General features: G+C 60.4%; 23 protein-coding genes. 10 read left to right on the top strand and 13 right to left on the bottom strand.

Annotation, left to right across the window (positions count from 1 at the left end; all coding sequences use genetic code 11):
* Positions 1-186: 186 nt before the first annotated feature.
* Together CAK95_RS20040 and CAK95_RS20035 are read left to right on the top strand one after the other, a co-directional pair.
* A complete protein-coding gene (locus CAK95_RS20040) occupies positions 187-495 on the top strand; it encodes a hypothetical protein (RefSeq protein WP_183044162.1) in 309 nt (102 codons plus the stop codon).
* 85 nt (positions 496-580) lie between these two features.
* Positions 581-2,899 (top strand): ATP-binding protein, encoded by a 2,319-nt coding sequence (locus CAK95_RS20035; RefSeq protein ID WP_245303469.1) that lies wholly within the window; start codon positions 581-583, stop codon positions 2,897-2,899.
* On the opposite strand, the gene CAK95_RS20030 is transcribed toward CAK95_RS20035, so the two are convergent.
* Positions 2,896-3,111: a DUF2783 domain-containing protein gene (locus tag CAK95_RS20030; protein ID WP_086089517.1), complete on the bottom strand. Its 216-nt coding sequence runs from the start codon at positions 3,109-3,111 to the stop codon at positions 2,896-2,898. The two genes, CAK95_RS20035 and CAK95_RS20030, sit on opposite strands and share 4 nt — an antisense overlap.
* Before the next feature lie 144 nt (positions 3,112-3,255).
* Between CAK95_RS20030 and CAK95_RS20025 the strand changes: the two genes are divergently transcribed.
* Positions 3,256-3,675 carry a four-helix bundle copper-binding protein gene (locus CAK95_RS20025; protein ID WP_245303468.1) on the top strand — a complete coding sequence of 140 codons (420 nt, stop codon included), beginning with the start codon at positions 3,256-3,258 and terminating at the stop codon, positions 3,673-3,675.
* A gap of 9 nt (positions 3,676-3,684) precedes the next feature.
* Here the strand turns inward: CAK95_RS20025 and CAK95_RS20020 are convergent, their stop codons facing one another.
* The 4 genes from CAK95_RS20020 to hmgA all read right to left on the bottom strand — a co-directional run bounded on the left by CAK95_RS20020 (position 3,685) and on the right by hmgA (position 8,652).
* On the bottom strand, positions 3,685-5,289 hold the full coding sequence (locus tag CAK95_RS20020; RefSeq protein ID WP_183044161.1) for an FAD-dependent oxidoreductase: 1,605 nt from the start codon (positions 5,287-5,289) through the stop codon (positions 3,685-3,687).
* A 27-nt stretch (positions 5,290-5,316) separates the two neighbouring features.
* Positions 5,317-6,267: an MBL fold metallo-hydrolase gene (locus CAK95_RS20015; RefSeq protein ID WP_086089516.1), complete on the bottom strand. Its 951-nt coding sequence runs from the start codon at positions 6,265-6,267 to the stop codon at positions 5,317-5,319.
* 67 nt (positions 6,268-6,334) lie between these two features.
* The gene (locus CAK95_RS20010) at positions 6,335-7,354 is read right to left on the bottom strand and encodes a fumarylacetoacetate hydrolase family protein (protein WP_086089515.1); all 1,020 of its coding nucleotides are present in this window, start codon (positions 7,352-7,354) and stop codon (positions 6,335-6,337) included.
* 2 nt (positions 7,355-7,356) lie between these two features.
* Entirely contained in the window at positions 7,357-8,652 is a 1,296-nt protein-coding gene (gene hmgA / locus CAK95_RS20005; protein ID WP_245303885.1) for a homogentisate 1,2-dioxygenase, read from the bottom strand.
* Between the two features lie 439 nt (positions 8,653-9,091).
* On the opposite strand from hmgA, the gene CAK95_RS20000 reads away from it, so the two are divergent.
* Both CAK95_RS20000 and infA read left to right on the top strand, forming a co-directional pair.
* Positions 9,092-10,567 carry a DEAD/DEAH box helicase gene (locus CAK95_RS20000; RefSeq protein WP_086089513.1) on the top strand — a complete coding sequence of 492 codons (1,476 nt, stop codon included), beginning with the start codon at positions 9,092-9,094 and terminating at the stop codon, positions 10,565-10,567.
* 124 nt (positions 10,568-10,691) lie between these two features.
* Positions 10,692-10,964 carry a translation initiation factor IF-1 gene (gene infA, locus CAK95_RS19995; RefSeq protein WP_086089512.1) on the top strand — a complete coding sequence of 91 codons (273 nt, stop codon included), beginning with the start codon at positions 10,692-10,694 and terminating at the stop codon, positions 10,962-10,964.
* Positions 10,965-11,072: 108 nt separating this feature from the next.
* Here the strand turns inward: infA and CAK95_RS19990 are convergent, their stop codons facing one another.
* Positions 11,073-12,308: a cytochrome P450 gene (locus CAK95_RS19990; protein WP_086089511.1), complete on the bottom strand. Its 1,236-nt coding sequence runs from the start codon at positions 12,306-12,308 to the stop codon at positions 11,073-11,075.
* Positions 12,309-12,465: 157 nt separating this feature from the next.
* Here CAK95_RS19990 and CAK95_RS19985 point away from each other — a divergent pair, with 157 nt between their 5' ends.
* The 4 genes from CAK95_RS19985 to CAK95_RS19970 all read left to right on the top strand — a co-directional run bounded on the left by CAK95_RS19985 (position 12,466) and on the right by CAK95_RS19970 (position 16,017).
* A complete protein-coding gene (locus CAK95_RS19985) occupies positions 12,466-12,993 on the top strand; it encodes a MarR family winged helix-turn-helix transcriptional regulator (protein ID WP_086089510.1) in 528 nt (175 codons plus the stop codon).
* A gap of 174 nt (positions 12,994-13,167) precedes the next feature.
* Positions 13,168-13,800: a maleylacetoacetate isomerase gene (gene maiA, locus CAK95_RS19980; protein WP_086089509.1), complete on the top strand. Its 633-nt coding sequence runs from the start codon at positions 13,168-13,170 to the stop codon at positions 13,798-13,800.
* A gap of 42 nt (positions 13,801-13,842) precedes the next feature.
* Positions 13,843-14,760, top strand: a complete 918-nt coding sequence (locus tag CAK95_RS19975; protein WP_086089508.1) for a DMT family transporter — start codon at positions 13,843-13,845, stop codon at positions 14,758-14,760.
* A 144-nt stretch (positions 14,761-14,904) separates the two neighbouring features.
* Positions 14,905-16,017 carry a DUF2865 domain-containing protein gene (locus CAK95_RS19970; RefSeq protein ID WP_245303467.1) on the top strand — a complete coding sequence of 371 codons (1,113 nt, stop codon included), beginning with the start codon at positions 14,905-14,907 and terminating at the stop codon, positions 16,015-16,017.
* 117 nt (positions 16,018-16,134) lie between these two features.
* On the opposite strand, the gene CAK95_RS19965 is transcribed toward CAK95_RS19970, so the two are convergent.
* The 4 genes from CAK95_RS19965 to CAK95_RS19950 form a co-directional block, all read right to left on the bottom strand.
* Positions 16,135-17,871, bottom strand: a complete 1,737-nt coding sequence (locus CAK95_RS19965; RefSeq protein WP_086089506.1) for an NAD+ synthase — start codon at positions 17,869-17,871, stop codon at positions 16,135-16,137.
* Positions 17,872-17,964: 93 nt separating this feature from the next.
* Complete coding sequence (locus CAK95_RS19960) at positions 17,965-18,324, bottom strand: diacylglycerol kinase (protein ID WP_086089505.1); 360 nt, start codon at positions 18,322-18,324, stop codon at positions 17,965-17,967.
* 501 nt (positions 18,325-18,825) lie between these two features.
* Positions 18,826-20,214 (bottom strand): class II 3-deoxy-7-phosphoheptulonate synthase, encoded by a 1,389-nt coding sequence (locus tag CAK95_RS19955; RefSeq protein WP_086089504.1) that lies wholly within the window; start codon positions 20,212-20,214, stop codon positions 18,826-18,828.
* Between the two features lie 116 nt (positions 20,215-20,330).
* Positions 20,331-21,458: a transporter substrate-binding domain-containing protein gene (locus CAK95_RS19950; RefSeq protein ID WP_086089503.1), complete on the bottom strand. Its 1,128-nt coding sequence runs from the start codon at positions 21,456-21,458 to the stop codon at positions 20,331-20,333.
* Positions 21,459-21,639: 181 nt separating this feature from the next.
* Here CAK95_RS19950 and CAK95_RS19945 point away from each other — a divergent pair, with 181 nt between their 5' ends.
* Positions 21,640-22,365, top strand: a complete 726-nt coding sequence (locus CAK95_RS19945; RefSeq protein ID WP_086089502.1) for a VIT1/CCC1 transporter family protein — start codon at positions 21,640-21,642, stop codon at positions 22,363-22,365.
* Between the two features lie 20 nt (positions 22,366-22,385).
* On the opposite strand, the gene gor is transcribed toward CAK95_RS19945, so the two are convergent.
* The 3 genes from gor to rpiA are packed head-to-tail and all read right to left on the bottom strand — an operon-like array spanning position 22,386 to position 25,021.
* Entirely contained in the window at positions 22,386-23,771 is a 1,386-nt protein-coding gene (gor, locus tag CAK95_RS19940) for a glutathione-disulfide reductase (protein ID WP_086089501.1), read from the bottom strand.
* A 15-nt stretch (positions 23,772-23,786) separates the two neighbouring features.
* Complete coding sequence (locus CAK95_RS19935) at positions 23,787-24,296, bottom strand: DUF2059 domain-containing protein (RefSeq protein WP_157699687.1); 510 nt, start codon at positions 24,294-24,296, stop codon at positions 23,787-23,789.
* Positions 24,297-24,322: 26 nt separating this feature from the next.
* A complete protein-coding gene (gene rpiA / locus CAK95_RS19930; protein ID WP_086089499.1) occupies positions 24,323-25,021 on the bottom strand; it encodes a ribose-5-phosphate isomerase RpiA in 699 nt (232 codons plus the stop codon).
* Positions 25,022-25,143: the final 122 nt, after the last annotated feature.

Below are 25,143 nucleotides of genomic sequence, written 5' to 3'. Positions count from 1 at the left end.
TCAGGCGCTAGCGAATAATCTCCCGGCAAATGCCGAAAATTGCGTTGCGGTCGGTCATGTCCCCAAAATGTGAAAATTTATCCATTCCGTCAAGTGGATAGCGGACAACAGGCCACGGTTAACAGACTCTTAGTATTTTAGGCGCAAATTCGGCTGGTATCACCCTCCTGTCCTGCGAGCGATCCCATGCGATCCCTCTTTGCCGCGTTCCTCGCTGCATGCTGCCTGCTTGCCGGGACGGCCCTGGTGCAGGCGGAAAAGCGCACCTTCATCGTCGCCAACAGCCCCGATGCTTACGGCGTCGACCGCTGCCTTGCGGACGGCTCGGCCTGCGGAGCCGCCGCGGCGTTGGTCTATTGCCAGTCAAAGCAATTTGCCAAGGCGGCCTCCTATCGCAGGATCGAGCGCGACGAAATCACGGGAGTAGTGCCGGTCAGTACCAGTTGCGGGCGCAGCGGTTGTGGCGATTTTGTTGCAATCGAATGCGCGCGCTGACAGCAGCCTTTCAATAAGTTCCGCTGGGTCTGTCGCGCTGTTGCGATGCTTGCGCGAGACTGACTGCGGTCGATAGGATGGCGAGTTGCAGCCACCCTCCTTTCCCGTGCCGATGAACGCGACGTCCAAGACGAACAAAAATGCCGCGCGGGACGATCTCGCCACACAAAAAGAACTCGCCTCGGCGGTGCGGCCGGTGCGGTTTTTGCTGGCTGCATCGATTCTGCTGCCAATTGCGATCTTTGCGCTCGCGTCATGGGTTTCCTACCAGCAACACCTGAGCGAGGCGCAGGACCGCGTTCAGCGTAACCTGAACACGATTTACGAACATGCGCTAAAAGTGTTCGAAACCTTCGAACTGAGCTCCCGCTACCTTGACGAATTGGCGGGTTACCAGAGTGACGCGGAAATCCGGAAAAGCGAGTCCGATTTCAGCGCCCGCCTGAAATCGATCACCGACAAGCTGCCGCAACTGCGCGATCTGTGGGTGATTAGTGCCGCCGGTACGCCTCTTGCCTCGGCCACCATCCAACCGATACCGAAGCTGGACCTGTCGGACCGCGATTATTTTCGTGTTCATCGCGACAATCCCAATGCCGGCACTTATGTCAGCGAAGTGCTGAAAGCGCGTGCGGCCGATACGACCTTCTTCACACTAAGCCGCAGGCGATCGGGGCCGAAGAATTCATTCGCCGGCGTGACGACCGTGTCGATCGCGCCGGAATATTTCGTTAAATTCTATGCCAAGCTGCCGCCGCCAGGCGTGTTTGCGCTGATCCGTGATGACGGCGCGATCCTTGCGCGTTATCCCGATATCTCGATGCAGCTCGACAAGCTCGCACCAGACAGCGCGGTGATGCGCAGCATTGCTGAACAGCCGGGAGAAGGTCTTGTATCGGGCGCGTCGAGCTTCGACGACCATTCGCGGTTGCTCGCCTATCGCAAGATGCCGAATTACAACATCTATGTTGTTTCCGGTATTCCGGGCGAGGTCATCATCCAGGGCTGGTTAAAAAGCATGGCCAGTCATCTTGTCTTCGGTTTGCCGGCAACGGTGGCGATGATCGGCCTTGGGCTGATCGCATTGCGGCGAACCCGCCGCGAGGCCTTTGCCTATACGAAGCTGCGGCAGGAGGTGGTGCGCCGCGAGCGAACCGAGCTTGCGCTTCAGCAATCACAGAAGATGGAAGCTGTCGGCCGCCTGACCGGCGGCATCGCCCATGATTTCAACAATCTCCTCACCGCTATTCTCGGCAATGTCGATCTTGCGCTGCGGCGCTTAGGGGACGGTGATGAACGGCTAAAGCGTTCGCTCAATTCCGCCCGGCAAGCCTCGGAGCGCGCAGCGAGCCTCGTCCAGCGGTTGCTCGCCTTCTCCCGCCAGCATCCGCTCGAAGTGCGGGCGGTCGACGTGAATAAATTGGTTCAGGGCATGTCGGAATTGCTGCGCCGGACCATCGGCGAAACCATCACTGTCGAATCCGTTCTTGCAGGAGGCCTCTGGAAGACGGCCGTCGATCCCAATCAGCTCGAGAATGCACTGCTCAATCTTGCGGTCAATGCGCGCGACGCCATGCCCGGCGGCGGACGGTTGACGATCGAGACCGCCAATACCTATCTCGACGACGCCTATGTCACAGCAAATGCCAGCGACGTCTCATCAGGCCAGTACATTCTCATTGCCATCAGCGATACCGGCGGCGGCATGAGCAAAGAGGTGATCGAGCGCGCGTTCGAGCCGTTCTTCACCACCAAGCCCAGCGGTTCAGGAACCGGCCTTGGCTTGAGCATGGTCTATGGTTTCGTCAAGCAATCCGGCGGGCATATCAAGATTTACAGCGAAGCCGGCGAAGGCACTGCGATCAAACTGTATCTGCCGCGGCTGATGGACGAAAATCAGGTCGAACCGTGGGTTCCGACCGAGCCAGCGGCCGAACGGAAAAACGGCGCCGACGACCGGCCGGACCAAATTTTGCTGGTGGAGGATGATGAAGAGGTGAACCACTTTTCGAGCGAAGTACTGCGCGAAGACGGCTACCACGTTATCTCGACGCATGATGCCGCGGCCGGATTGCGGCTGCTGGATGCAAACCCGGACATCAAGCTGTTGTTCACAGATGTCGTGCTGCCGGGTGGCATGAACGGGCGTCAGCTTGCCGATGAAGCCCTTCGCCGGCGGCCGAACCTGCGGGTGCTATTCACCACCGGCTACACGCGTAACGCCATCATCCATCATGGCCGGCTGGATGCCGATGTCGATCTGCTGACAAAGCCATTCACCTCCGAAGCGCTGGCGAAGAAAGTGCGCCAAATTCTCGACCTGGATGCAAAAGATCCGATCACGCGGGTGAGCGCCATTATCGACAGCATCAAGGACAAGCCGGCAAACGATTCCGACACCTAAGCGGCATTCAAACCCGCTGGCGGCCGGCCCTGCTTCGCCAGCGTGATCGCCTCCTTCAGCACGTCGATGTCACCGATGTGATTGGCGAGGATCAGCACCAGCTTCGCATCGAGTGCAGCGGCCTCCTCCTGTGACAGCCCTCGCCGCGCCTCGATCAGCGTGACAAAGGCCACATCCGGATCCTTGAACTGCGAAGCAACAGTCAGTGGCATGCGTCTAACCCGTTTTTGGAGCCGCTCGAGCCAGAGTTTCCCCTGTTTTGCGGTTCATGGATGAAACTTCCCGTCTCCCGGAACTATCGACGGTCGTGAATGTTGCAGTCGGTGGTCGAGGAACGCTGGAAGGGAACCTGAAAAATGTCCGCTGCCGTCGTCAAAAACATGTTCCGCTCGCACCCGGAGCATCCAAGCCACGCTGAGGTTATGAGCCGCTGCATCGACGCCTGTTTTGCCTGCGTCGAAACCTGCACGGCTTGTGCCGATGCCTGCCTCGCGGAAAAGGACGTCGACCGTCTGATATCGTGCATCCGCCTCAATCATGATTGCGCGGCCGTCTGTACGGCGACCGGAAGCATCATGTCGCGCGCCAACAAGGTCGGCCATCGCCAGTTGCTCGAAGCACAATTGACGACTTGCATCGCCTTCTGCCGCGCCTGTGCCGCCGAATGCGAGCGGCATGCCGAATTGCACAAGCACTGCGCGGTCTGCGCCAAGGTCTGTAACGACTGCATCAAGGCCTGTGGCGAAATGCTGTCGTCGATGCGCATGCCGGCGTGATCCTTACGCTTATCGCGCAAGAGCGCGGGCTCGCGCCGCGGCGATCTTGTCGAAGGTCGGATGCCGCCAGCGTGCGCAGATGTGCTGGTCAGGCCGCAGCAAGTAAGCCGATCCCGGCTCGGCATCGAAACGTGTTTGGAAATCATTGCGCGCGTCGATGAGGTCGTGGCCGATGACCGTGAGTTTGATGTCGTCCGGGACCACTGGCGCTGAACCGTTGGCGACGTACAATAGCTCGAACCGATCCGACAGATTCTCCAGGAGATAACAGGCAGCGCCGTCGGCGGTCTGCATCGCGGCGTCGAGCGCCGGACCGCCAAGGCATGCCGAACCACCGAAGCTTTCCTCATCGGGAGTGGACAGCGGCGTATCGTAGATGCTCGCGACCGAAAGCCGCCCGGAATTGACCATGCGGCGCGCAAATTCCGCGTGCGGCGCCAGCGATAACACGGCGTTGCGCAGCGCTCGCTCGGCAGGCGAGCGCGGGGCGATGAAATCGGTCGAGCGGGTCGAATGCCCGATATTCTCGTCCGCAGCCTGCGTGCGCTCGAGATCATAACTTTCGATGAGGTTCTCGCCCGCGTCCCCGCGGAGGACAGCCACCAGTTTCCAGGCCAGGTTCTCGGCATCCTCGACGCCGGAATTGGCACCGCGCGCTCCGAACGGAGAAACCTGGTGCGCCGCATCGCCGACAAACACGACGCGCCCGTGAACGAAGCGATCGATCCTGCGGCAGTTGAAGCGATAGATCGAGACCCAATCGATGTGGAAATTGCGATCCCCCAGCATCTTTCGGATGCGCGGCTCGTAGCTTTCGGGCTTGAGTTCTTCCTCGATATTCGCGTCGGGACCGAGCTGCAGGTCGATGCGCCAGGATTCGTCCGGCTGCCGGTGCATCAATGCCGACTGTCCGGAATGAAATGGCGGATCGAACCAGAAGCGCCGTTCGGTCGGGATGTCATCGGCCGGCATCCTGAGATCGGCAATCAGGAACTTTTCCTCGAAGGTGTGGCCCTTGAATTCCAGCCCAAGAAGATCCCGCATGGTCGAGCGGGCGCCGTCAGCCGCAATCACCCACGCAGCATCGAGCCGATAGGGACCGTCCGGAGTTTCGATCGTGAGCGTCGCCCCGTCATTGCGCTTCTCCATGCCGGTCACGCGATTGCGCCAGCGCAGGTCGATAGACGGCAGCTCAAGCACGCGGTCGACCAGTGCCTTTTCCAGATAATATTGCTGCAGATTGATGAAAGCCGGCATCTTATGGCCGTCCTCCGGCAGGAGATCGAACGCATAGACCATCTCGTTGCCAAGATAGACCTTGCCGAGTTTCCAGGTGACCCCCATGCCGACGAGCTTCTCGCCGACGCCGAGCCGGTCCCAGATCTCCAGCGCGCGCTTCGAGTAGCAAAGTCCGCGCGAGCCCTCCCCGATCCGATCGGCGTCGTCGAGCAGCACGGATGATATTCCGCGCTGGGCAAGATCAATCGCCATCGACAACCCTACAGGCCCGGCCCCGACAATGACCACCTGATGCCGCACCGGCGTTGCCGCGCCCTGATCAGGCGAACGCCGATAGCCAAAATGAAACAGCGACTTTCTTTCATTGACGCCCACGGCCCGTGCTCCCGTTACGTCTCGATGCTAACCCTGCAATGCCGCCCACATTTCGCGATCGCGCTCCGCCGTCCAGATCACGGGATGATCGACGCCCTTGGCCTCGTCATATGCCCGTGCAACGTTGAACGGCATGCAATGTTCGTAGATCGCGTAGCTTCCGAATTTCGGGTCCATGACCTGCTTCGTCGCAACGAATGTATCTTTCAGCGACAAGCCCTTGGCGACGCCTGCTTTCGCGGAATCATAAAGCGCCGACAGAAAATCGCGCGTGCCTTCGATACCATCACGCACTTTGTCCGGCGTCGCCAGCGCAGCACCGCGGCCCGGCACCAACGCATTGGCCTTGAATTCGCCGAGACGCTTCAATGTCTCTGGCCAGTCCTTCAGATGCGCATCGCCACAGTAACAGGCCGAATGATATTCGACGAGATCGCCGGAGAAGACAACATTGGCGTCCGGCACCCAGGCGACGACGTCGCCCGCCGTGTGCCCGCGCCCGATATGCATGATGCGCACTTCGCGCTTGCCGAGCCAGACCGACATCTGCTTCTGGAAGGTGATGGTCGGCCATGTCAGACCCGGAATGGATTCGACCGCCCGAAACAGCCGCGGGAAACGGCCGATCTCCGAATCCTTGTCCTGCTGACCACGTTCGACGATCAGGTCACGCGTCGTGTCGGATGCAAGAATCTCCGCCTCATCATAGGCCGACGCCCCGAGCACCCGCACGGCATGATAATGGCTCAGCAGCACATACTTGATCGGCTTGTCGGTGACCTTGCGCACCCGCTCGATCACCTCCAGCGCCATCACCGGTGTTGCCTGCGCATCCACCACCATGACGCCGTCATCGCCAATGATGATGCCGGAATTCGGGTCGCCTTCCGCGGTGAAGGCATAGAGATCGCGACCGATCTCATCGAATGAGATGGTCTTGTCGGCGGTGTCGCCGGTCGAAGCAAAGCCCTTGGCCATCAGCCACCTTTCGTTTCCAACCCTGAAATGGCCTGCGCATGTCGCAGGCTCGCGTCTTTTATCGTCGTTATTTCGGCGGCGTGTAGCGCACCACCTCATGATCGATCGCGCCAAAGATCGATTTGCCGTCCTTGTCGTTCATTTCGATACGGACGCGATCGCCAAATTTCAGGAACGGCGTCGACGGTTTGCCGTGTAAAATGGTTTCGACCGTCCGCTGTTCCGCAAGGCACGAATAGCCCAAGCCCCCATCTGCGATGGTCTTGCCGGGTCCGCCATTGGCGTCGCGGTTCGAGACCGTGCCGGCGCCAAGAATGGTGCCGGCGCTAAGCGCGCGAGTCTTGGTCGCGTGCATGATCAAGGTCGGAAAATCGAATGTCATGTCGACCGAAGCGACCGGCTTGCCGAGCGGCTGGCCGTTGATAAAGCTCAGCAGCGGCAAGTCCACTTTGGCTCCGTCCCAGGCCTTGCCGAGTTCGTCCGGCGTCACCGCGACCGGCGAGAAAGCCGATGACGGTTTCGATTGCAGGAAGCCGAAGGTCTTGGCGAGTTCGGCGGGAATCAGGTTACGCAGCGAAACGTCATTGACCAGCATGATCAGCTTGATCGCCTTGACGGCTTGTTCGCGGGTTGCGCCCATCGGCACATCACCGAGCACGACAACGACCTCGGCTTCGAGATCGATCCCATACGCCTCGTCGGCGAGCAAGATCGGATCGCGTGGTCCTATGATGACGTCGGAGATTCCCTGATACATCAGTGGATCGGTCCAAAAGGTCTCAGGAACCTCGGCACCGCGCGCCTGGCGCACCAGCGCGACGTGATTCACATAGGCCGACCCATCGAGCCATTGATAGGCACGCGGCAAAGGCGAGGCACATTTCGCCGGATCGAATGGCTGATTCGCCAGCCGGCCGGATTCGAGCCCATCGGCAATTTCAGTCAGGCGCGGCAACGCCGAATCCCAATCATCGAGCGCGGCCTGCAGCGTCGGAGCGACGGCGGAGGCATCGGCAAAGCGCGACAGATCGCGCGATACAACAATCAGCCGTCCATCACGGCCGTTCTTCAAGGAGGCAAGTTTCATTGTCAGCGGGGCTCGCGGCGTTTCGGATCGAAATGCTTCTTTAGCCCCTTCCAGCAATCAATGTAATCGTCTTGTCGCGCTTCATGCTCGGCCGCATATTTCGTCACACGCTGACGGAAACGAGTCTCGAACATGAAGGCGAGCGTGTTGCTGAGCTTCACCGGCTTCAGTTCGACATTACTGGCCTGTTCGAAAGCTTCGACATCAGGGCCATGCGGCAGCATGGTATTGTGCAGCGAGAAACCACCCGGCACGAAGCCCTCGGGCTTGGCGTCATAGACGCCCTCCACCAATCCCATGAATTCCGACATGATGTTGCGGTGATACCAGGGCGGGCGGAATGTGTTTTCGGCAACGCCCCAGCGCTCCGGGAAGATCACGAAGTCGATATTCGCAGTCCCTGGCGTTTCGGACGGCGACGTCAGCACCGTGAAGATCGACGGATCGGGATGATCGAACAATACCGCCCCGACCGGCGAAAAGTGTTTCAGGTTGTATTTGTAGGGTGCGTAATTGCCGTGCCATGCGACGACATCGAGCGGCGAATGCGGCACCTCGGTCTTGAAGAGTTCGCCGCCCCATTTGACATAGAGCGTACATGGCTCTTCGACATCCTCGTAAGCGGCGACAGGCGTCAGGAAATCGCGCGGGTTTGCAAGGCAATTGGCGCCAATCGGCCCGCGATCCGGCAGCGTGAAGCCGCCACCATAATTCTCGCAGACGTAAGCGCGTGCCGGACCATCGACGAGTTCGACGCGGAAGATCACCCCGCGCGGGATCACACAGATTTCGCCGGGCGCAATCTCGATCAGTCCGAATTCCGTACGAAAGCGCAATGCGCCCTGCTGTGCGACGATCAGCAATTCGCCATCGGCATTGAAGAAATGCTCATGCACCATCGACTCGGTGACAATCACCACATGCGCGGCCATGCCACTCATGGCCTCGCTATCACCGGCAACTGTGATGGTGTGCAGGCCGGTGACAAAGGTCAGCTTTTTTTTCGGGATCGGTACCGGGCCCCAGCGCAATTGCCCGAGCGGCAAGTCACTGTCATCGCGTTCTGGCGCAGTGCGAATGAAGCCGCGATCGATCTTTTGGAACCGGCCGGTATGCCGCACGGTCGGCCTGATGCGGTACAGCCACGAACGCTGATTGCTCGCCTGCGGCGCTGTGAAGGGCGAGCCGCTCAATTGCTCGGCATAGAGGCCGTAATTGATCTTCTGCGGCGAGTTGCGGCCGATCGGCAGTGCCCCGGGGAGCGCTTCGGTTTCGAAAGAATTGCCGAAACCGGACATGTATTCGGCGGCATCGACCAGCGGTTCGGTGCGGATCTTGTCAGTAACAGCTGCGGGAGAAGCCTGCCGCTTGACCCGCGGCGCGGTGTCGATATCAGCCATGACACATCCTCCTCAACGTACGGACTCTCAAGGGACCGCTTATGCACGATGGAAGATAGTTACATTTGAAACCATTGTCAATTTGCTCGCCTTCCCCCGATATCCGCCTTGAATCGAACAAATAAACCCGCCATATGATCCTCACCTTGAGTCGGCTTCAGCCGCTCGCGGGCCGCGTGAACGAAGACCATTTATCTAACACGCTGGTTTTCGGCCCGCTTTTCACCACAGATCTAGCCGGCAGCCCTGACCACGCGGGATGTCCTTTGAACCCCGCGCGTCGCGTCCGTGTCCCCCAATGGGGCCGGGCGACCGTGCCGCATGAAAGATTGAAATTTTGACTGCTTTCCTTGACCTTGGATTGGCCGAGCCCATCGCCCGTGCCTTGACTGACGAACGTTACGAAACCCCGACCCCTATTCAGGCGCAAACCATTCCTCAGGTTCTGGCGGGCCGCGATGTCGTCGGCATTGCGCAGACCGGCACCGGCAAGACCGCTGCCTTCGCGCTGCCGATCCTCAATCACCTCGCCAACAACCGCCGCCGTCCCGAACGCAAAACCTGTCGTGTGCTGGTGCTGAGCCCGACCCGCGAATTGTCCGGTCAGATCGTCGACAGCTTCAAGACCTATGGCCGCTACATGAAGTGCGCCGTTAATCTGGCCATTGGTGGCGTTCCGATCGGTCGCCAAATCAGGGCGTCTGCGAATGGCGCCGATGTTCTGGTCGCCACGCCTGGCCGGCTGCTGGATCTCGTCCAGGCGAAGGCGATCACGCTCGATCAGGTGGAAATCTTCGTCCTCGACGAAGCCGACCGCATGCTCGACATGGGCTTCATCAACGATATCCGCAAAATCGTCAGCCGCCTGCCGAAAGAGCGCCAGACGCTGTTCTTTTCGGCCACCATGCCGCCGCCGATCGAAGAACTCGGCCGCATCATGCTGCGCGATCCGGCGCGCGTCGCGGTAACGCCGCAGGCATCGACCGCCGAGCGTGTCACGCAGAGTGTCGTGCTGGTGGACAAAGCCAGCAAGCCCGGCCTTCTCGCCGATATCTTGCGCAATGAGCCGATCGACCGCGCTATCGTCTTCACCCGCACCAAGCACGGTGCCGACAAGGTGGTGCGTCAGCTCGAGCAGAAGGGCCTGGCCGCCGAAGCGATCCATGGCAACAAGTCGCAGAACCAGCGCGAGCGCGCCCTCGCCGCCTTCCGCAACGGCCGCATCAAGACACTGATCGCAACCGACATCGCCGCACGCGGCATCGATGTCGACGGCATCACGCATGTCATCAACTATGACTTGCCAAACATGCCGGACAGCTATGTGCACCGCATCGGCCGGACCGCCCGTGCCGGCGCCGATGGTGTCGCGATCTCGTTCTGCGACAATGACGAGCGGGCCTATCTGCGTGACATCGAAAGACTGATCCGCATGAAGCTGCCGTCAACGGACAAACGCGCCGGCAAATCGACAGAAGGCAGGCCGGCCGAGGCCCGTTCGACTTCCGAACCGCGTTCGGTCGCTTCGGAAAATCACGCCGCCCGCCCCGACGGCAAGCCGCGCAACCGGGCCGGCCAGCGCCGCCGCCGGAGGGAACGCGAAGCGCAAGGGACACAAGACGGTGCCCCGCGAGGGCCGCAGCAGACTGCGAGGCCGCAAAACAATGGCGGCCGTGGCCCCGGCCAGCCATACACAGGCAAGCCGCAACGCAATGGCGGAACCGGCGGCGGTGATATATCGTCCGCCGGCTTCATGCGGGGCCGCAGATCTGATCGCCGTGGGCAACGGCAGAACGCGCCCGCCCCGCGTTGATAAACCGGAGCATGATCCGTCCTGTGGGATCGGATCATGCTCCAGCGTCTTATATTTGGTCACTTCCGCAGCGAGCCGCTGCAAGCTCTGCCGGAAAGTGCTCCAGCCGTAGAAGGAAGTTTGAATGTCGAAAGAAGAGATGCTCGAGTTCGATGGCACGGTGACGGAAGTGCTGCCGGACGGCAATTTTCGGGTGAAGCTCGACAACGAGCACGAGATCCTCGCCTACACCGCGGGCAAGATGCGCAAATTCCGCATCCGCACGGGCGTAGGCGATCGCGTGATCGTGGAGATGTCGCCTTACGACTTGTCACGTGGCCGCATCAGCTTCCGCCACCGTGGCAACGCCATGGCCGCACCGCCGACCCGGCGTCAGACCTTCGTCCGGAAGCGGTAAGGTTCCAAAAGCGTGCGCTTCGCGCCGGCTTTTCAGCACTATAAGTCCGACCGTGAGCCGACGCGCGACGGCACTGCGAATACGATACATCGCGATGTGGCGCTTCACTCATCCTACGACCGCCGGCAGCGTAATGAACCCGCGGAACCGCGCCCGTGGCGAGCGTAACGGCTCGCCATCCAGCCGATAGTTCGGGAAGCGTTTCAAAAATCGCTCCAGCGCAATGCGGCCCTCGAGCCGCGCGACATTCATGCCCGCGCAGACGTGAATGCCGCTGGCAAAGGCCAGATGCCGGTTGGGGTTGCGGCCGACATCGAACCGGTCCGGATCGGGAAAATATTTCGGATCGCGATTGGCCGCGCCGATGGCAATGGTGATGAGATCGCCCTCCTTCATCGGCACCCCGCCCAGCACCGTGTCGATCACCACACGCCGGTTGCCGAGCTGGTTCGAGCTTTCAAAACGCAACACCTCTTCCACCGCCGTTTTCATCAGGCCGGGGTCGTCCATCAGCCGGCGCTTCTGATCGGGCCATTGCTGCAGCAGATGCAGGGCATTGCCGATCAGATTGGTCGTTGTCTCGTGACCGGCATTCAGGATGAAAATACAATTCTGGAGGAGCTCGGTTTCGGTCAGCTTGTGGCCGTCATGCTCGCCGTTGATCAGGCGCGTCAGCACATCCTTGTCGGGATCGCCCGGATTGCGGCGGCGGTCGTCGGTCAGGATTTTCAGATAAGCGAGGAAATCGCGCACCGCGTCGTTCCCGGCTTTGGTTTGTGCGTCGGTCAACACCGGCTCCAGCGCACCGAGAATCGCGAGCGACCAGCCGCGCAAGGGCTCACGCTCATTATGCGGAACGCCGAGCAGATTCCCGATGATTTCGACCGGAATCGCAGAGGCAAAATCCTCGATGAGATCGACATTCCGTTTCTGCTCCAGCCGTGCCAGAAGGCGATCCACCAATTCGATCAACCCGACCTCCATCTCGGCGATGGCACGCGGCGATAGCGCGCCGGAGATAGCCCGGCGCACGTGGGTGTGCAGTGGCGGATCGTTGAAGACGAGACTGGTGGTGTGATGCTCGAACAGAAGCGAGTCGCCGTATTTCGGTCTGAACTCGATCTTCTTGTCGGACGAATAGGTCTTCGCGTCCTTGTAGAGCGCTTCGCAATCGTCGTAGCGCGTGATGAAATAGCTGCCGTCCGGCATGCGATGCACAGGATCGTGCTCGCGCAGTGCATGATACCAAGGATACGGATCGTCGATAAAATCCGGCGGCAGGCGTTTCAGGTCAAACGAGCGCGCCGCCTGCGCCGCTTCGTCCGCGTTGGCAAATCTGGGCATTTCGGCTCCCGTGCTCTTTTGGCGGATTAGCAGCCCGAGCGGCCATCGATTGTCAATCCGACCATTCTATTTACCGCGATGCGGCGCGGCGTTGCGCGGGCCAGAAAGTTACGCCATGGTCCCCGACCGCCAATACGAGGAATAACCAAGCGCGATCATGGCGACGCAGATCAAAGGACAACCCACTGCCGAGACGAGCGAGCCACGGCGATCAAACCGCCATGCGCCGCTACGCCTCGATGATTTCCTGCCCTATCAACTCAACGTCGCGGCCAGCCTCGTCTCACAAGCCCTGTCACGCCTCTACGTGGAACGATACGGCATCGGTGTGCCGGAATGGCGTGTGCTGGTTACGCTCGGCGAATTCGAGACCATGACCGGCAAGGCCGTGGGCGAGCACACCCACATGCACAAGACCAAGGTGTCGCGGGCGGTCGCACAATTGGAGAAGAACAAGCTTCTGGCCCGACGGGTCAATCGTTCGGATCTACGCGAATCCTTCCTGTCGCTGACACCGGAGGGCCGGGCCATTTATGACGAACTTGCGCCCGGCGCCGTCGCGTTCGCGCGCGAACTGATCGAGGCCATCGATCCGGCCGACCGGGATGCCTTTGCCCGTGCACTGCAGCAATTGATTCGGCGATCCAAGCCGCTGGCCGCCGAGGCGGAAATTCCGGACAGCTAGAGCGTTTTCGAGCGAAGTGGGTACCGGTTCGCGTGAAGAAAATGCGTCAAAGCAAAACGACGCCAGCCAACGCATTGCAGGATCGACGGAACCGCTCTGGACAAGCGCGGCGCGACCGCGTTTGGTTCGCCGCACATCAGTGGCGCATGATGCCCATCGCTACCCGGAGGACACGTGAAACTCTATGGCTATTTCCGTTCGTCGGCCGCCTATCGCGTCCGTATCGCGCTGAACTTGAAGGACCTGCCTTACGAGATGATCCCGATCCATCTCACCAAGGATGGCGGCAAGCACAAGACCCCGGAATACCGGGCCATCAATCCGCAGATGCGCGTACCGACGCTGGAATTGTCGAACGGCGACCGGATTCTGCAGTCGCTCGCGATCATCGAATATCTCGATGAGGTGTTCCCGGAGCCGGCGCTATTGCCCGCAGATGCGATCGACCGCGCGCATGTCCGCGCCGTCTCGCAGATCATTGCGGCAGACATTCACCCGCTGAACAATCTCGTCACGCTGAACTATCTGAAAAAGCTCGGCCACGATCAGGCTGCCGTCGACGAATGGTACAGGTCCTGGGTTTTGGCGGGCTTCGAAGCGATCGAACCGCTGCTCAAGCCCGGCCCTTATGCATTCGGCGGCCGCGTAACTCTGGCCGACATTTGCCTTGTGCCGCAGATCTTCAACGCACGGCGGTTCAAGACTCCCCTCGATGCGTTTCCGAGGATCCTCGCCATCGAGGCTGCCTGCGCAAAGCTCGCAGCATTCGACAAGGCCCGCCCGGAAAACCAACCTGACGCCGAATAACGATCGCATGCCTTCCGGCATGACGATTGCGAGATCAGCCCCGTGCAAACACAGAACATAACCCGCGTCGTCCTGTGGATGACCGGCACGCTGCTGTCCTTCTCGGCCATGGCGGTTTCGATTCGTCTCGTGAGCAACAAGCTGACGGTCTTCGAAGTTCTGCTCGTCCGCAGCTTTGGCGCACTTGTGATCCTGTTTGCGTTGCTGGCGATCCGGCCGAGCCTGTGGCCGCAGATGAAAACCAAACGGCTGCCGATGCATTTCTTCCGCTCGGCAACCCATTTCGCCGGGCAATATTGCTGGGCTTTGAGCCTGACATTGCTGCCGTTTGCGATGGTCTTCGCTCTCGAATTCACCTTGCCAGCCTGGGCGCTGCTTCTTTCGATTTTCGTTCTTGGCGAGAAACTGACAAAAGGCCGCGTCATTGTGATCGTGATGGGCCTGATTGGCTGTCTGGTGATCTTGCGGCCAGGCATTCAAGCCTTTCAGCCGGCAGCGCTGCTGGTGCTGGCCTGCTCGTTTTTCTATGCCGTTTTCAATGTCTATACGAAAAAGATGACGGCAACGGAGACGACTTTCGGCATCGTCTTCTGGATGAACCTGTTGCAATTCCCGCTTGGACTTGCAGGCAGTGATCCGCTGTTCGTCCTGCGGCTTGAGCCATGGCAGTTCCTGCCGCTGGCCTGCATCGGCATTGCCGGCTTGTTCGCGCATTACTGCATCGCCAACGCTTTCCGGTACGGCGACGCGAGCGTCGTGGTCCCGCTCGATTTCCTGCGTGTGCCGCTGATCGCCGTCGTCGGCTGGATGTTCTTCGGCGAAAGCGTGGATGCGTTGGTTTTCATTGGCGCCGGCATCATCCTCGCCGGCATTTTGTGGAACCTGAGGGCCGAAGCCAAGGGCGGCGCCCAAAATGTCAGCCTGCCGGAGGATGAGGGTTTGCCCGAACCGCGCAAATAGCGAGATCGGACAATGACTTCGCCCGACGCTTTCAATCTGTGATTGATTGCGAGAATTTGCCTGGTGCTTAACCGTTTGATAACCATCCCGGCGCCTCATTCGGAGGGCAGTGAGGGCACATTCAGCGGGAACCCAATGAAAAGCATGGCCCGATCCACCAGCTTTAAAATCTCGTCGCTTGGCTGCCTTTTGATGGCCTGCGGCCTTGTCAGTGCCTCCGCCCAGCAATTTCCCCAATACGGGGGCCGCGATCAGGTCTGTCAGCGGCTTGAGGGCCAGCTCGCCTCGATCGATCGCTCGGGCGGCGATCCTGGCCGTGCCGACCAGGTCCGCCGCTTCGAGGAGATGGCCGGCCGGCAGCAGGCGGAACTCGACCGGGCCACGATGCAGTCGCGCCGGCTCGGTTGCGACGCGTCCGGCTTTTTCCAGCTTTTCGGCGGCGGTGGGCGCTCCGACCAATGCGGACCGCTGAATAATCAGATCCAGCAGCTGCGCTCCAATCTGGCGCGGACCCAAGGCGACTTGCAGCGGCTGCAGGGTGCTGGCGGCGGGTATGAACGCGACAATCAGCGGCGCGCGGTTCTGACGGCCCTTGCGCAGAACGATTGCGGACCACAATACCGCTCGGCGGCCGCCAATGCAGGGCCCCGCAATTTCTTCGAACAGCTTTTCGGCGGGCCAGGCTCCATTGTGGCTCCCGAGCCGGATCCGAATATGCCCGGCGGTGGCGGTAGCGGTTATCGCACGGTGTGCGTGCGCACCTGCGACGGTTATTTCTTCCCGATCTCGTTCTCGACCTCGCCTGACCGTTTCCAGGACGACGAAGCGACATGCCAGCGCATGTGTCCTGCAGCCGAAGTGGTGCTCTATTCGCATCGCAACCCCGGCGAGGATATGCGGCAAGCGGTCTCTACCGGGGGCCGTCTCTACACCGAGATGCCGAACGCCTTCAAATACAAGACCGAATGGAACGCAGCGTGCTCGTGCAAACAGGCGGGCGAAAGCTGGGCCAATGCGGTGAAGGACGATCCGAATGCGCCGCCTCGCGGAGATATCATCGTTACCGAGGAACGCGCCCGGCAGATGTCCGCCCCGCGCGACGCCAAGGGCCGACTGATGCTGCTGCCTGGCCAGAAAGGTCCTGCTGCTGCGGACGCAGCATCGGCACCCGCAGCTGCGGAAACACCTACTCCTGAGTCCTCGGGTGAGAAAAAGCCGATCCGCACGGTCGGGCCGAAATTCCTGCAGACGCAGTAACCTAACGCCTGCTGTTGTTCTCCGTTCTGAAGCCTCGATCGGCCTCATCCTGAGGAGCATTGCAAAGCAATGCGTCTCGAAGGATGAGGCGGGTTAAGCTCCGCAGCAGCTCAAACTCTAAAAATCGAACGCTTCCGATCGCGCCGCGATGTTATTGACCAATGTCGTATCGGGCTTTGGCAACGGCGTGCCCGGATCGCGAAACTTGTTGGTGATCGGATAGCGCCGGTCGCGGCCGAAGCCGCGCAATGTCACCTTGACGCCGGGCGCCGCTTGCCGCCGCTTGTATTCAGCAAGATTGAGCATGCGGTCGACGCGCGTAACGATCCCAGGATCGAAACCCGCGGCAATAATGTCGGCGATCGGCTGCTCCTGTTCGACCAGACGTTCGAGAATCTGATCCAGGATCTCGTAAGGCGGCAGCGAATCCTGGTCCTTCTGATTTTCACGCAGCTCAGCCGTTGGTGGCTTGGTGATGATGTTTTGCGGAATGACGACGCCATCGGGTCCCAGCGCGCCGTCCGGCTTCCAGCGGTTGCGGAGTTCGCTCAGACGAAAGACCTCGGTCTTGTAGAGATCCTTGATCGGATTGAAGCCGCCATTCATGTCGCCATACAGCGTCGCGTAACCGGTGGACATCTCCGACTTGTTGCCGGTCGTCATCACCATCGAGCCGAATTTGTTCGACAACGCCATCAGGATCGTGCCGCGGGCACGCGCCTGCAGATTTTCCTCGGTGACATCGCGCTTCAATCCTTCGAACACCGGCGCAAGCGCCTGTTCAAGTCCCTTCACCGCGCTTTCGATTGGCACGATATCGTAACGGATGCCAAGCGCGGACGCGACCGCGGCAGCATCCGCAAACGACTCCTCGGACGTGTACTTGTACGGCAACATCACCGCACGGACCCGATCACGGCCGAGCGCATCGACACCCATCGCGGCGACAAGTGCGGAATCGATCCCACCGGACAATCCAAGCACGACGCCGGGAAAACCATTTTTGTTGACGTAATCACGCAGACCAAGAACGCAGACTGCGTAGTCGGTCTTGTCTTGCGGATCGAGCGCGGCAAGCGGCCCGCTCTCGCAGCGCCAGCCGTCAGGCTCGCGCACCCAATGCGTCGTGACCACGCATTCCTTGAATGCCGGCAACTGCACCGCCATCGAAGCATCGGCGTTCAGCACGAAGGACGCCCCTTCGAACACGAGTTCATCCTGACCGCCGACCTGATTGGTGTAGAGCAATGGCAAGCGCGTTTCGGTCACACGCGCAACCGACACGCTGAGACGCTGATCGACCACACCGCGGCGATAAGGCGAACCGTTCGGCACAAGAAGGATTTCGCCGCCGGTCTCGGCGATGCATTCCGCCGGCTCCGGTCCCCAGATGTCTTCGCAGATCGGAATGCCGATGCGAACACCGCGGAAATTCACCGGCCCCGGCATCGGCCCAACGGCGAACACCCGCTTCTCATCGAAAACGCCGTAATTCGGCAGATCGACCTTGAAGCGCAGTGCCGCGATGCGTCCACCATCGAGCAAGGCCACGGCGTTATAGAGCTTGCCGTTCTCGACCCATGGCGTGCCGACCAGCATGGCCGGACCGCCCTGCCCAGTCTCGCGCGCGAGGTCCTCGATCGCCGCCCGGCACGCAGCCTGGAAGGCTGGCTTGAGAACAAGGTCCTCGGGCGGATAGCCGGCAATGAACAATTCCGGAAACAGGATCAGGTCGGCATCGCTGGCCTGCGTGCGAGCAGCGCGGACTTTAGCGGCATTGCCTGCGACATCTCCGACGATCGGATTGAGCTGGGCAATGGCTATGGCAAGGCGATCGACGGGACGGGCGTTCATGGGCATTTCTTTAGCATGATCTTTCCGAAAACCGGGTTCCCACTTTTCGGGATCATGCTTTAGCGCGGCGCCGCCGCTCGCCGCAATGCGCAGTCAAGCCCACAGGGCTGCAATGCGTTCCCAGAGGGCAACGAGCCAGACAAGACCCGCCAGCAGCAGCGTCAGACCGACGGCGGCCGAGCCCATATCCTTGACACGGCCGATCATCGGATCACGGTCGAGCGTGACGCGATCGGCGAGTTTTTCGATCGCGGTGTTGAGCAATTCCACGATCAGGAGCGCCAACACCACGCCAATGAGCGCCACCCGCATCCACAGGTCTGTTGCAATCACGAGTGCCAGCGGAACAGCGATCACAAAGGCTATGATTTCCTGGCGGAATGCCGCCTCGCTCGATGCCGCAGCGCGCAACCCGTTCAGCGTATTGAGCGTGGCTTGCAGGATGCGTTGCACGAGAGAGGTCCGGCATGGATTTTGAGTCGATTCGACGGTCGACTAAATCAGAAAATCCACTTGTTTTCAGCTTTCGCGATCACGGCCATGCTGGGCATGACCGCGATCGCAAATGCCGTGTGACCTGTTTTTCTCGGCCACGACTGCCTCCCCGGCAATCCCGGGCGCGTCCAGATTCTTGCGATCCATGATCACGCCTTGTGTGCGTAAGATTTGAACCAAATTGTTTTCGATTTATTGCCACGCGGGGCCGACGAAATGGGTTCGCTCGATGCAGCGTTAACGGGGCGACAATTTACCGGGTTGGTGATATCGCGACGTGCTCAAAAAGCCCGAAAAACAACGGCTTCTGCGGATCAAGATTTTGTTGAGGATGACCTGATCCAGATTATCCACAACCGCACCATCATCCGCTGGTCCCCGCGAAAGCTGGGACCCAGTAACAAAATGGAAGACTGGATCCTCGCTTACGCGGAGAAAAGGGAAAATGCTTCGTTTCCCTTAAAGCCCTGCCACCTGCGGCAGCGGCTTGGCCTTCGCCTCACGCTCCTTCTTCAGCAATTCAGCAACCAGGAATGCCATATCGATCGACTGTTCGGCATTCAGGCGTGGATCGCAGAAGGTATGATAGCGATCGTTGAGATCGGAATCCGAAATCGCGCGCGCGCCGCCGGTGCACTCGGTGACGTTCTGGCCGGTCATTTCGAGATGCACGCCGCCGGCGTAAGTGCCTTCAGCGGTATGCACGGCAAAGAAGTCCTTCACCTCATTGAGGATGCGATCGAACGGCCGCGTCTTGTAGCCTGACACCGAGGTGATCGTGTTGCCATGCATGGGATCGCATGACCACACAACCTCACGGCCTTCGCGCTTCACAGCGCGAACCAGCGCTGGCAAATGCTCGGCAACTTTCTCGTTGCCGAAGCGGCCGATGAGCGTCAGCCGGCCAGGCTCGTTGTCCGGATTGAGAATGTCGATCAGCTTCAGGAGATCGTCAGCCTTCAATGACGGACCGCATTTCAGGCCAATCGGATTCTTGATGCCGCGGCAATATTCCACATGAGCGTGGTCGAGTTGTCGGGTGCGGTCACCGATCCAGACCATATGCCCGGAGGTGCAGTACCAGTCACCGCTGGTCGAATCGACGCGCGTCATCGCCTCTTCGAAGCCAAGCAGCAACGCCTCGTGGCTCGTATAGAGATCGGTCGTGCGCAGCTCGGGATGACTTTCGAGATCGAGCCCGCAGGCGCGCATGAAGCCGAGGGCTTCGGAGATACGATCTGCCAGTTCCTGATAGCGGCGGGCCTGCGGCGAATCCTTCACGAAGCCCAGCATCCATTGATGCACGGTCGCGAGATTGGCGTAGCCACCATGGGCAAAGGCGCGCAGGAGGTTCAGCGTCGCCGCCGACTGACGATAAGCCTCTATCTGGCGGCGCGGATCGGGAATGCGCGCTTCCGGTGTGAACTCGTTGCCGTTGATGATGTCGCCGCGATAGCTCGGCAATTCGACATCGCCGCGCTTTTCGGTCGGCGAGGAACGCGGCTTGGCGAACTGGCCGGCGATCCGGCCCACCTTGACCACCGGAGAGCCACCGGCGAAGGTCAGCACCACCGCCATCTGCAGGAAGACGCGGAAGAAGTCGCGGATATTGTTGGGACCGTGTTCGGCGAAGCTTTCGGCGCAATCGCCGCCCTGAAGCAGGAACGCCTCGCCGGCGCAGACGCGCGCAAGCTGCTTCTTCAGGTTGCGGGCTTCACCTGCAAAAACCAGCGGCGGAAAGCTGGCAAGCTGCTTTTCAACCGCGGCCAAGGCCGCCTTGTCCGGGTATTCTGGCACCTGCACGACCGGCTTTGCGCGCCAGCCATCGGGCGTCCAACGTTCAGGCATTGTCGCTACTCCTGCGGCCCCCAAGCCTCTTTGGGCCACTTCCACTCGGCGGCGTTATAGCCGGACTTAAGAGGTCTGGCCACGGTCGAGAAGCCCTGGCCGGGGCCACCACACTGTCAGCGGCTGCCCATATAGCGATAGAGGACATCGTCCCACCAGGAGCTCTGGACCGATTTCAGGATCGCGATATTGAGCGGTTTGCGGAGCGGACTGCCCGGCGGCAGCGCCAAAGCATAGTGTTGCGGATCGAAGCTGACGTCGAGCAAATGGATCGTGAAACGGAAATCCTGGTTCACGATCCAGGCCAATAGCGGGCGGTCATAGACGAATGCGTCGATCTCGCCACGCCGGATCGCCTGCAGCCCTTCTTTCGCGTTCGGATAAGCCTTGTAGCTCACACGAATCCGGTCGAGCACCTCCTCAGTCGACGAGCTTGCGACCATCCCGACGCGGACCTTCGACAGATCCGTGACGCTCTGCACGTTGCCCTGTAAGTGGCGGATGGTCAGTGCCGAGGTGATGCCGGCGGTGAAGACGGCGATGGCGATAATCGATCCGACCATCCAGAGCATGGCGACAAAGCGCCCGGGCATGGTGCGCGGCCCAGCATGGCCGATGCCGCGCTGGGTCATCGCAACCGTGGTCCACCAGACGCTCGAACTCAGGCCCTTGGCGATCGTACCACCGAATTCTTCGTTGTGACGCCGTTCGAGGAACCAGACGACCAGCCCAACCACTAATGCGAGGCCGATTAAAGCCAGCACTGCCTGGAGGAAGCTGAACGATGTCAGAGCGCGCAGCACCGGCGTCCAACTCGCGATCCCGCCAGCAGCAACCGCAATGCCGAGCCCGGTTGCGTAGAACGGCGCGGTAAAATCCAGCATATCCTCGCGCGCTGCCGTCACCGTCAAGGCGGCGACAGCAATATCGAATTTTTTCTCCGCAATGCCATCGACCAGTCCCTGCACCGTTTCTTCTTCGACGAAGCGGTAGCGCAGATTCTTTTCTTGAGCGATGCGGCGCCACAGGTCGATGCTGATTCCAGTCCATTGTCCGTCGGATGATTTCATCGCAAAGGGTGGAGCTTCTTTCGTTCCGACCAGGAATTCGCGATGTGGCAGGCTGCCCGTATGGAATTGGTCCTGCGCTTGGGCGACCTCTCTTGCGAAAATCAGCGCCAGCACAGATACAACAGCGATTACTGCAGCTCGCTGCAAACCGCCATCGGATGTCAGGTCGATCATTCGTTCCGTGCTCGTAACCAAGTCTCCGCACATCTCTGTCGATGACGGGTGGCAGGCGGTTTCTAACATCATTTCGGGCCGGCGACGATTCGGCCCGCAGAGGTCCCGTTTCGGGAAGCGGGCATGTATATACCAGACTGAGATCGACCATCCGCGTTCGTCATTCACCGCCGGAGACGCCATGCCCGATGAGCTCGAACATTCGCACGATCCCTCCGCGATCGCGGCGCGTCTCGCGCGCGGTCCTCGCGCCAACTATCTACCTGACGCGGTCTATGGCGCGATCGATGGAACCGTAACCACCTTTGCCGTCGTCTCTGGAGCGATCGGCGCCAATCTGTCGGCTCGCGTTGTCCTCATTCTCGGAGCAGCCAATCTGCTGGCTGACGGTTTTTCGATGGCGGCAGGCAATTACACCGCGAGCAAGGCTGCGGCTGAACAGGCATCACGCCTGCGCGCCCAGGAAGAGCGGCATATCGCGCTCGACGCCCCGGGCGAAACCGATGAGGTTCGCGAGATATTCCGCAAAAAGGGATACGCAGACGAAGCGCTCGAAACACTGACGCGTCTTGTCGTATCGCGGCGCGACGTCTGGATTGATCTGATGCTGTCAGAAGAGTATGGCATCGCCGCCTCATCGCGATCGCCTGCCTGGGCGGCCGGTGTCACATTCCTCGCTTTCGCGATCGCTGGCCTTGTGCCACTTGCTCCCTTCGCGCTGGGAATAACAGACGGACCCTTCATTGCGATCGCACTCACCGCCATTGTTTTCATGCTGATCGGATCGTTGAAAAGCCGGTGGTCAGACAGAAGCTGGTGGGCATCAGGTCTTGAAACGCTGGCGATCGGCCTGCTCGCAGCCGCGGTCGCCTATATGGTCGGAGCCCTGCTCGCGCGCCTGATCTGAGTTGAGCGGACGCAAAATCTCTATTCCGCAGCCGCCCGCACGTAGGTGGCCGCCTTGGTTCGCATGGTGACCAGTTCTTCGGCAGCGGTCGGGTGAACGGCCATCACGGAATCGAAATCCGCCTTGGTGGCGCGCATCTTGATCGCGATGCCAACGACCTGGATAATCTCCCCGGCATCGGGGCCAATGATGTGGCATCCGAGCACGCGGTCGGTCTCGCCATCGACGATGAGCTTGAAAAAGGACCGCGTATTGCGCGCGGCCAGCGTCGCCTTCATCGGCCGGAAGCTGGTCTTGTAAATGTCGACGCGCGCGAAGTCCCGGCGCGCTTGCGCCTCGGTCAGTCCGATGACGCCGACTTCGGGTTCGGAAAAAACCGCCGTTGGAATGTCGGTGTGATCGACGGCAATCGATTTCCCCCCGAACACGGTGTCGGCAAAGGCGTGTCCTTCGCGGATCGCAACCGGCGTTAGCGCAACGCGATCCGTGACATCGCCCACCGCGTAGATATGCGGAACAGACGTCTGCGAGAACTTGTCGACCTCGATTGCGCCTTTGGCGTTGACGCGCACGCCGACCCTGTCGAGACCAAGCCCTGTCACATTCGGCCGCCGGCCAGTCGCGAACATCACCAGATCGACAACCTGAGATTCATGGTCGGACAGCGACACGCACAAACCGTGATCCACCTTCTCGACGCCATCGACGATCTGTTTCGTAATGATCTTGATCCCGCGCTGCTCCATTTCGATGCGAAGATGCTCGCGCACATCGTCATCGAAACCGCGCAGGATGTTGTCGCCGCGATAGATCAGCGTCACCTCGGAACCGAGGCCGCGGAAAATACCGGCGAATTCGACGGCGATATAACCACCGCCCTGGATCAGGACGCGCTTCGGCAATTCCTTCAGATGAAACGCCTCGTTCGAAGAAATGACATGCTCGAGCCCGGCGATATCGGCGCCGTTGTCGGGCCAGCCGCCGGTCGCGATCAGGATATGCTTGGCCCGCACGATCTTGCCGGAGGCGACGAGCCGTACACGGTGCGCGTCTTCAATGATGGCCCGGCTTCGCACAATCTCGACACCGGATCGCTCCAGATTGGTGACATAAGCCGCTTCGAGCCGGTCGATCTCGCGATCCTTGTTGGCAATCAGCGTCGCCCAGTCGAATTTGGGCTCACCAAGTGTCCAGCCATAGCCCGCAGCATCCTCGAATTCCTCGGCGAAACGCGAGGCGTAAACCAGCAACTTCTTCGGAACGCAGCCCCTGATCACACAGGTACCGCCGACGCGATATTCCTCCGCGACCATGACCTTGGCGCCATAGCCTGCGGCAATGCGCGATGCGCGCACACCTCCGGAACCGGCACCGATGACGAACAGATCGACGTCGAAATCACTCATCGGACATCAGCGGCGCTAGAGGTTGTGACCTTTTTTCTTCATCTCGGCGCGAAAGCGGGCAAGGATTTCCTCATTCAGCTTCACCGCCCAATCCTGCGCCGTCGACATGGTGCGATCGACAAAGCCCACTTCCTCGGTGAGAATCTTCTTGCCGAGCGGCGACTTGTAGAAGGCCAGCGTGTCCTTCAATTCCTGTTCGGTGAAACGCTCCGCGTAAAGCTTGACGATGTCGGATTTCAGCGAGGCCAGGCGTGGCGCATATTCCTTGCGCAAGTTTCCGGCGACTTCGTTCAGGTCCTTGAACAGGTTCGGATTCATCTGCAGCAGCGTGGTCTTGGACTGCTCGATCACGCCGGGAACCAGAGGATCGAACATCGCCATCGAATTCTTGATGTCGAGAATTTCACCGGCTGTCGTAATGGCGGCCGGCGAAGGCTGTTGCGCCTGTGCGAATTTCGTCGGCGCGATCAGCGCAAGGGCAGCGAGGCTGGCGCAAGCCAAGCGGTACAGCGTTGCAACACGCATCGAGAAAACTCCTGTGGATCTGATCATCATGATTGTTCAATCACGCGAACGCCGGCCGCCCCTGCGACAATAGCGGTCCGTGCAAGCCCCAAAAACAAGCCGTGTTCCACAACCCCCGGGATCGCAGCGAGCTTGCCAGCCAGCGATTTCGGATCGGGAATGCGGCCGAGCGCCGCGTCGAGAATGAAGTGGCCGCCATCCGTGACGAAAGCAAGGCCGGCGCTGCCGGTCCGCAGTTTCAGCTCAGGCGGCAGGGCAAGACTTTCCAGGGCAGCAGCGATCGCGTTGCGTGTCGCCATGAGACCAAACGGCACGACTTCGATCGGCAGCGGAAAAGCCCCCAGCGCCGGCAGCAATTTCGATTCGTCGGCGATGACGATCATGTGGTCCGACGCAGCGGCAACGATCTTTTCGCGCAGCAAGGCTCCGCCACCGCCCTTGATGAGAGAGAGGCCCGGCCCGATCTCATCGGCGCCATCGACAGTGACTTGCAGGCGGGGCTCGTCGTCCAGCGTTGTCACCGGCACGCCGAAACGCTCGGCGTCCGCCTGCGTCGTTTCGGATGTCGGCACGCCAATAACATCGAGACCGGCGCGCACACGTTCACCAAGCAATTCGACGAAATGGCGCGCCGTCGACCCGGTGCCAAGCCCAAGACGCATGCCGGGTCGCACCCAATCAAGGGCGCGGGCGGCGGCCTGGCGTTTCAGATCATCGGGCGTCATGGCGGGTATGGGTGTGGGGTCGCAGGAAATTTGGAGGTTGTCTAGCCTCGTTTGGGGTCAGAACACTAGTGTCCTTTTCCGACGCCCTTGCCTTCCGGACCGGCGCGCTTTAGCCCAATTCC

This window comes from Pseudorhodoplanes sinuspersici (assembly GCF_002119765.1).
GTDB lineage: Bacteria > Pseudomonadota > Alphaproteobacteria > Rhizobiales > Xanthobacteraceae > Pseudorhodoplanes > Pseudorhodoplanes sinuspersici.
Note: the sequence above shows the minus strand (reverse complement) of the source record. Positions and strands in the feature narration are given on the sequence as shown.

Bases quoted from the DNA above. Each gene is read 5' to 3' on its own strand.
- CAK95_RS19970 (WP_245303467.1), top strand. From the start codon at position 14,905: ATGGCCCGATCCACCAGCTTTAAAATCTCGTCGCTTGGCTGCCTTTTG.
- CAK95_RS19955 (WP_086089504.1), bottom strand. From the start codon at position 20,214: ATGCCTGAACGTTGGACGCCCGATGGCTGGCGCGCAAAGCCGGTCGTG.
- CAK95_RS19950 (WP_086089503.1), bottom strand. From the start codon at position 21,458: ATGATCGACCTGACATCCGATGGCGGTTTGCAGCGAGCTGCAGTAATC.
- CAK95_RS19985 (WP_086089510.1), top strand. From the start codon at position 12,466: ATGGCGACGCAGATCAAAGGACAACCCACTGCCGAGACGAGCGAGCCA.
- hmgA (WP_245303885.1), bottom strand. From the start codon at position 8,652: ATGTCCGGTTTCGGCAATTCTTTCGAAACCGAAGCGCTCCCCGGGGCA.
- CAK95_RS20010 (WP_086089515.1), bottom strand. From the start codon at position 7,354: ATGAAACTTGCCTCCTTGAAGAACGGCCGTGATGGACGGCTGATTGTT.
- CAK95_RS20040 (WP_183044162.1), top strand. From the start codon at position 187: ATGCGATCCCTCTTTGCCGCGTTCCTCGCTGCATGCTGCCTGCTTGCC.
- CAK95_RS19935 (WP_157699687.1), bottom strand. From the start codon at position 24,296: ATGCGTGTTGCAACGCTGTACCGCTTGGCTTGCGCCAGCCTCGCTGCC.
- CAK95_RS20015 (WP_086089516.1), bottom strand. From the start codon at position 6,267: ATGGCCAAGGGCTTTGCTTCGACCGGCGACACCGCCGACAAGACCATC.
- CAK95_RS20030 (WP_086089517.1), bottom strand. From the start codon at position 3,111: ATGCCACTGACTGTTGCTTCGCAGTTCAAGGATCCGGATGTGGCCTTT.
- rpiA (WP_086089499.1), bottom strand. From the start codon at position 25,021: ATGACGCCCGATGATCTGAAACGCCAGGCCGCCGCCCGCGCCCTTGAT.
- CAK95_RS19945 (WP_086089502.1), top strand. From the start codon at position 21,640: ATGCCCGATGAGCTCGAACATTCGCACGATCCCTCCGCGATCGCGGCG.
- gor (WP_086089501.1), bottom strand. From the start codon at position 23,771: ATGAGTGATTTCGACGTCGATCTGTTCGTCATCGGTGCCGGTTCCGGA.
- infA (WP_086089512.1), top strand. From the start codon at position 10,692: ATGTCGAAAGAAGAGATGCTCGAGTTCGATGGCACGGTGACGGAAGTG.
- CAK95_RS20025 (WP_245303468.1), top strand. From the start codon at position 3,256: ATGTCCGCTGCCGTCGTCAAAAACATGTTCCGCTCGCACCCGGAGCAT.
- CAK95_RS19965 (WP_086089506.1), bottom strand. From the start codon at position 17,871: ATGAACGCCCGTCCCGTCGATCGCCTTGCCATAGCCATTGCCCAGCTC.
- CAK95_RS19990 (WP_086089511.1), bottom strand. From the start codon at position 12,308: ATGCCCAGATTTGCCAACGCGGACGAAGCGGCGCAGGCGGCGCGCTCG.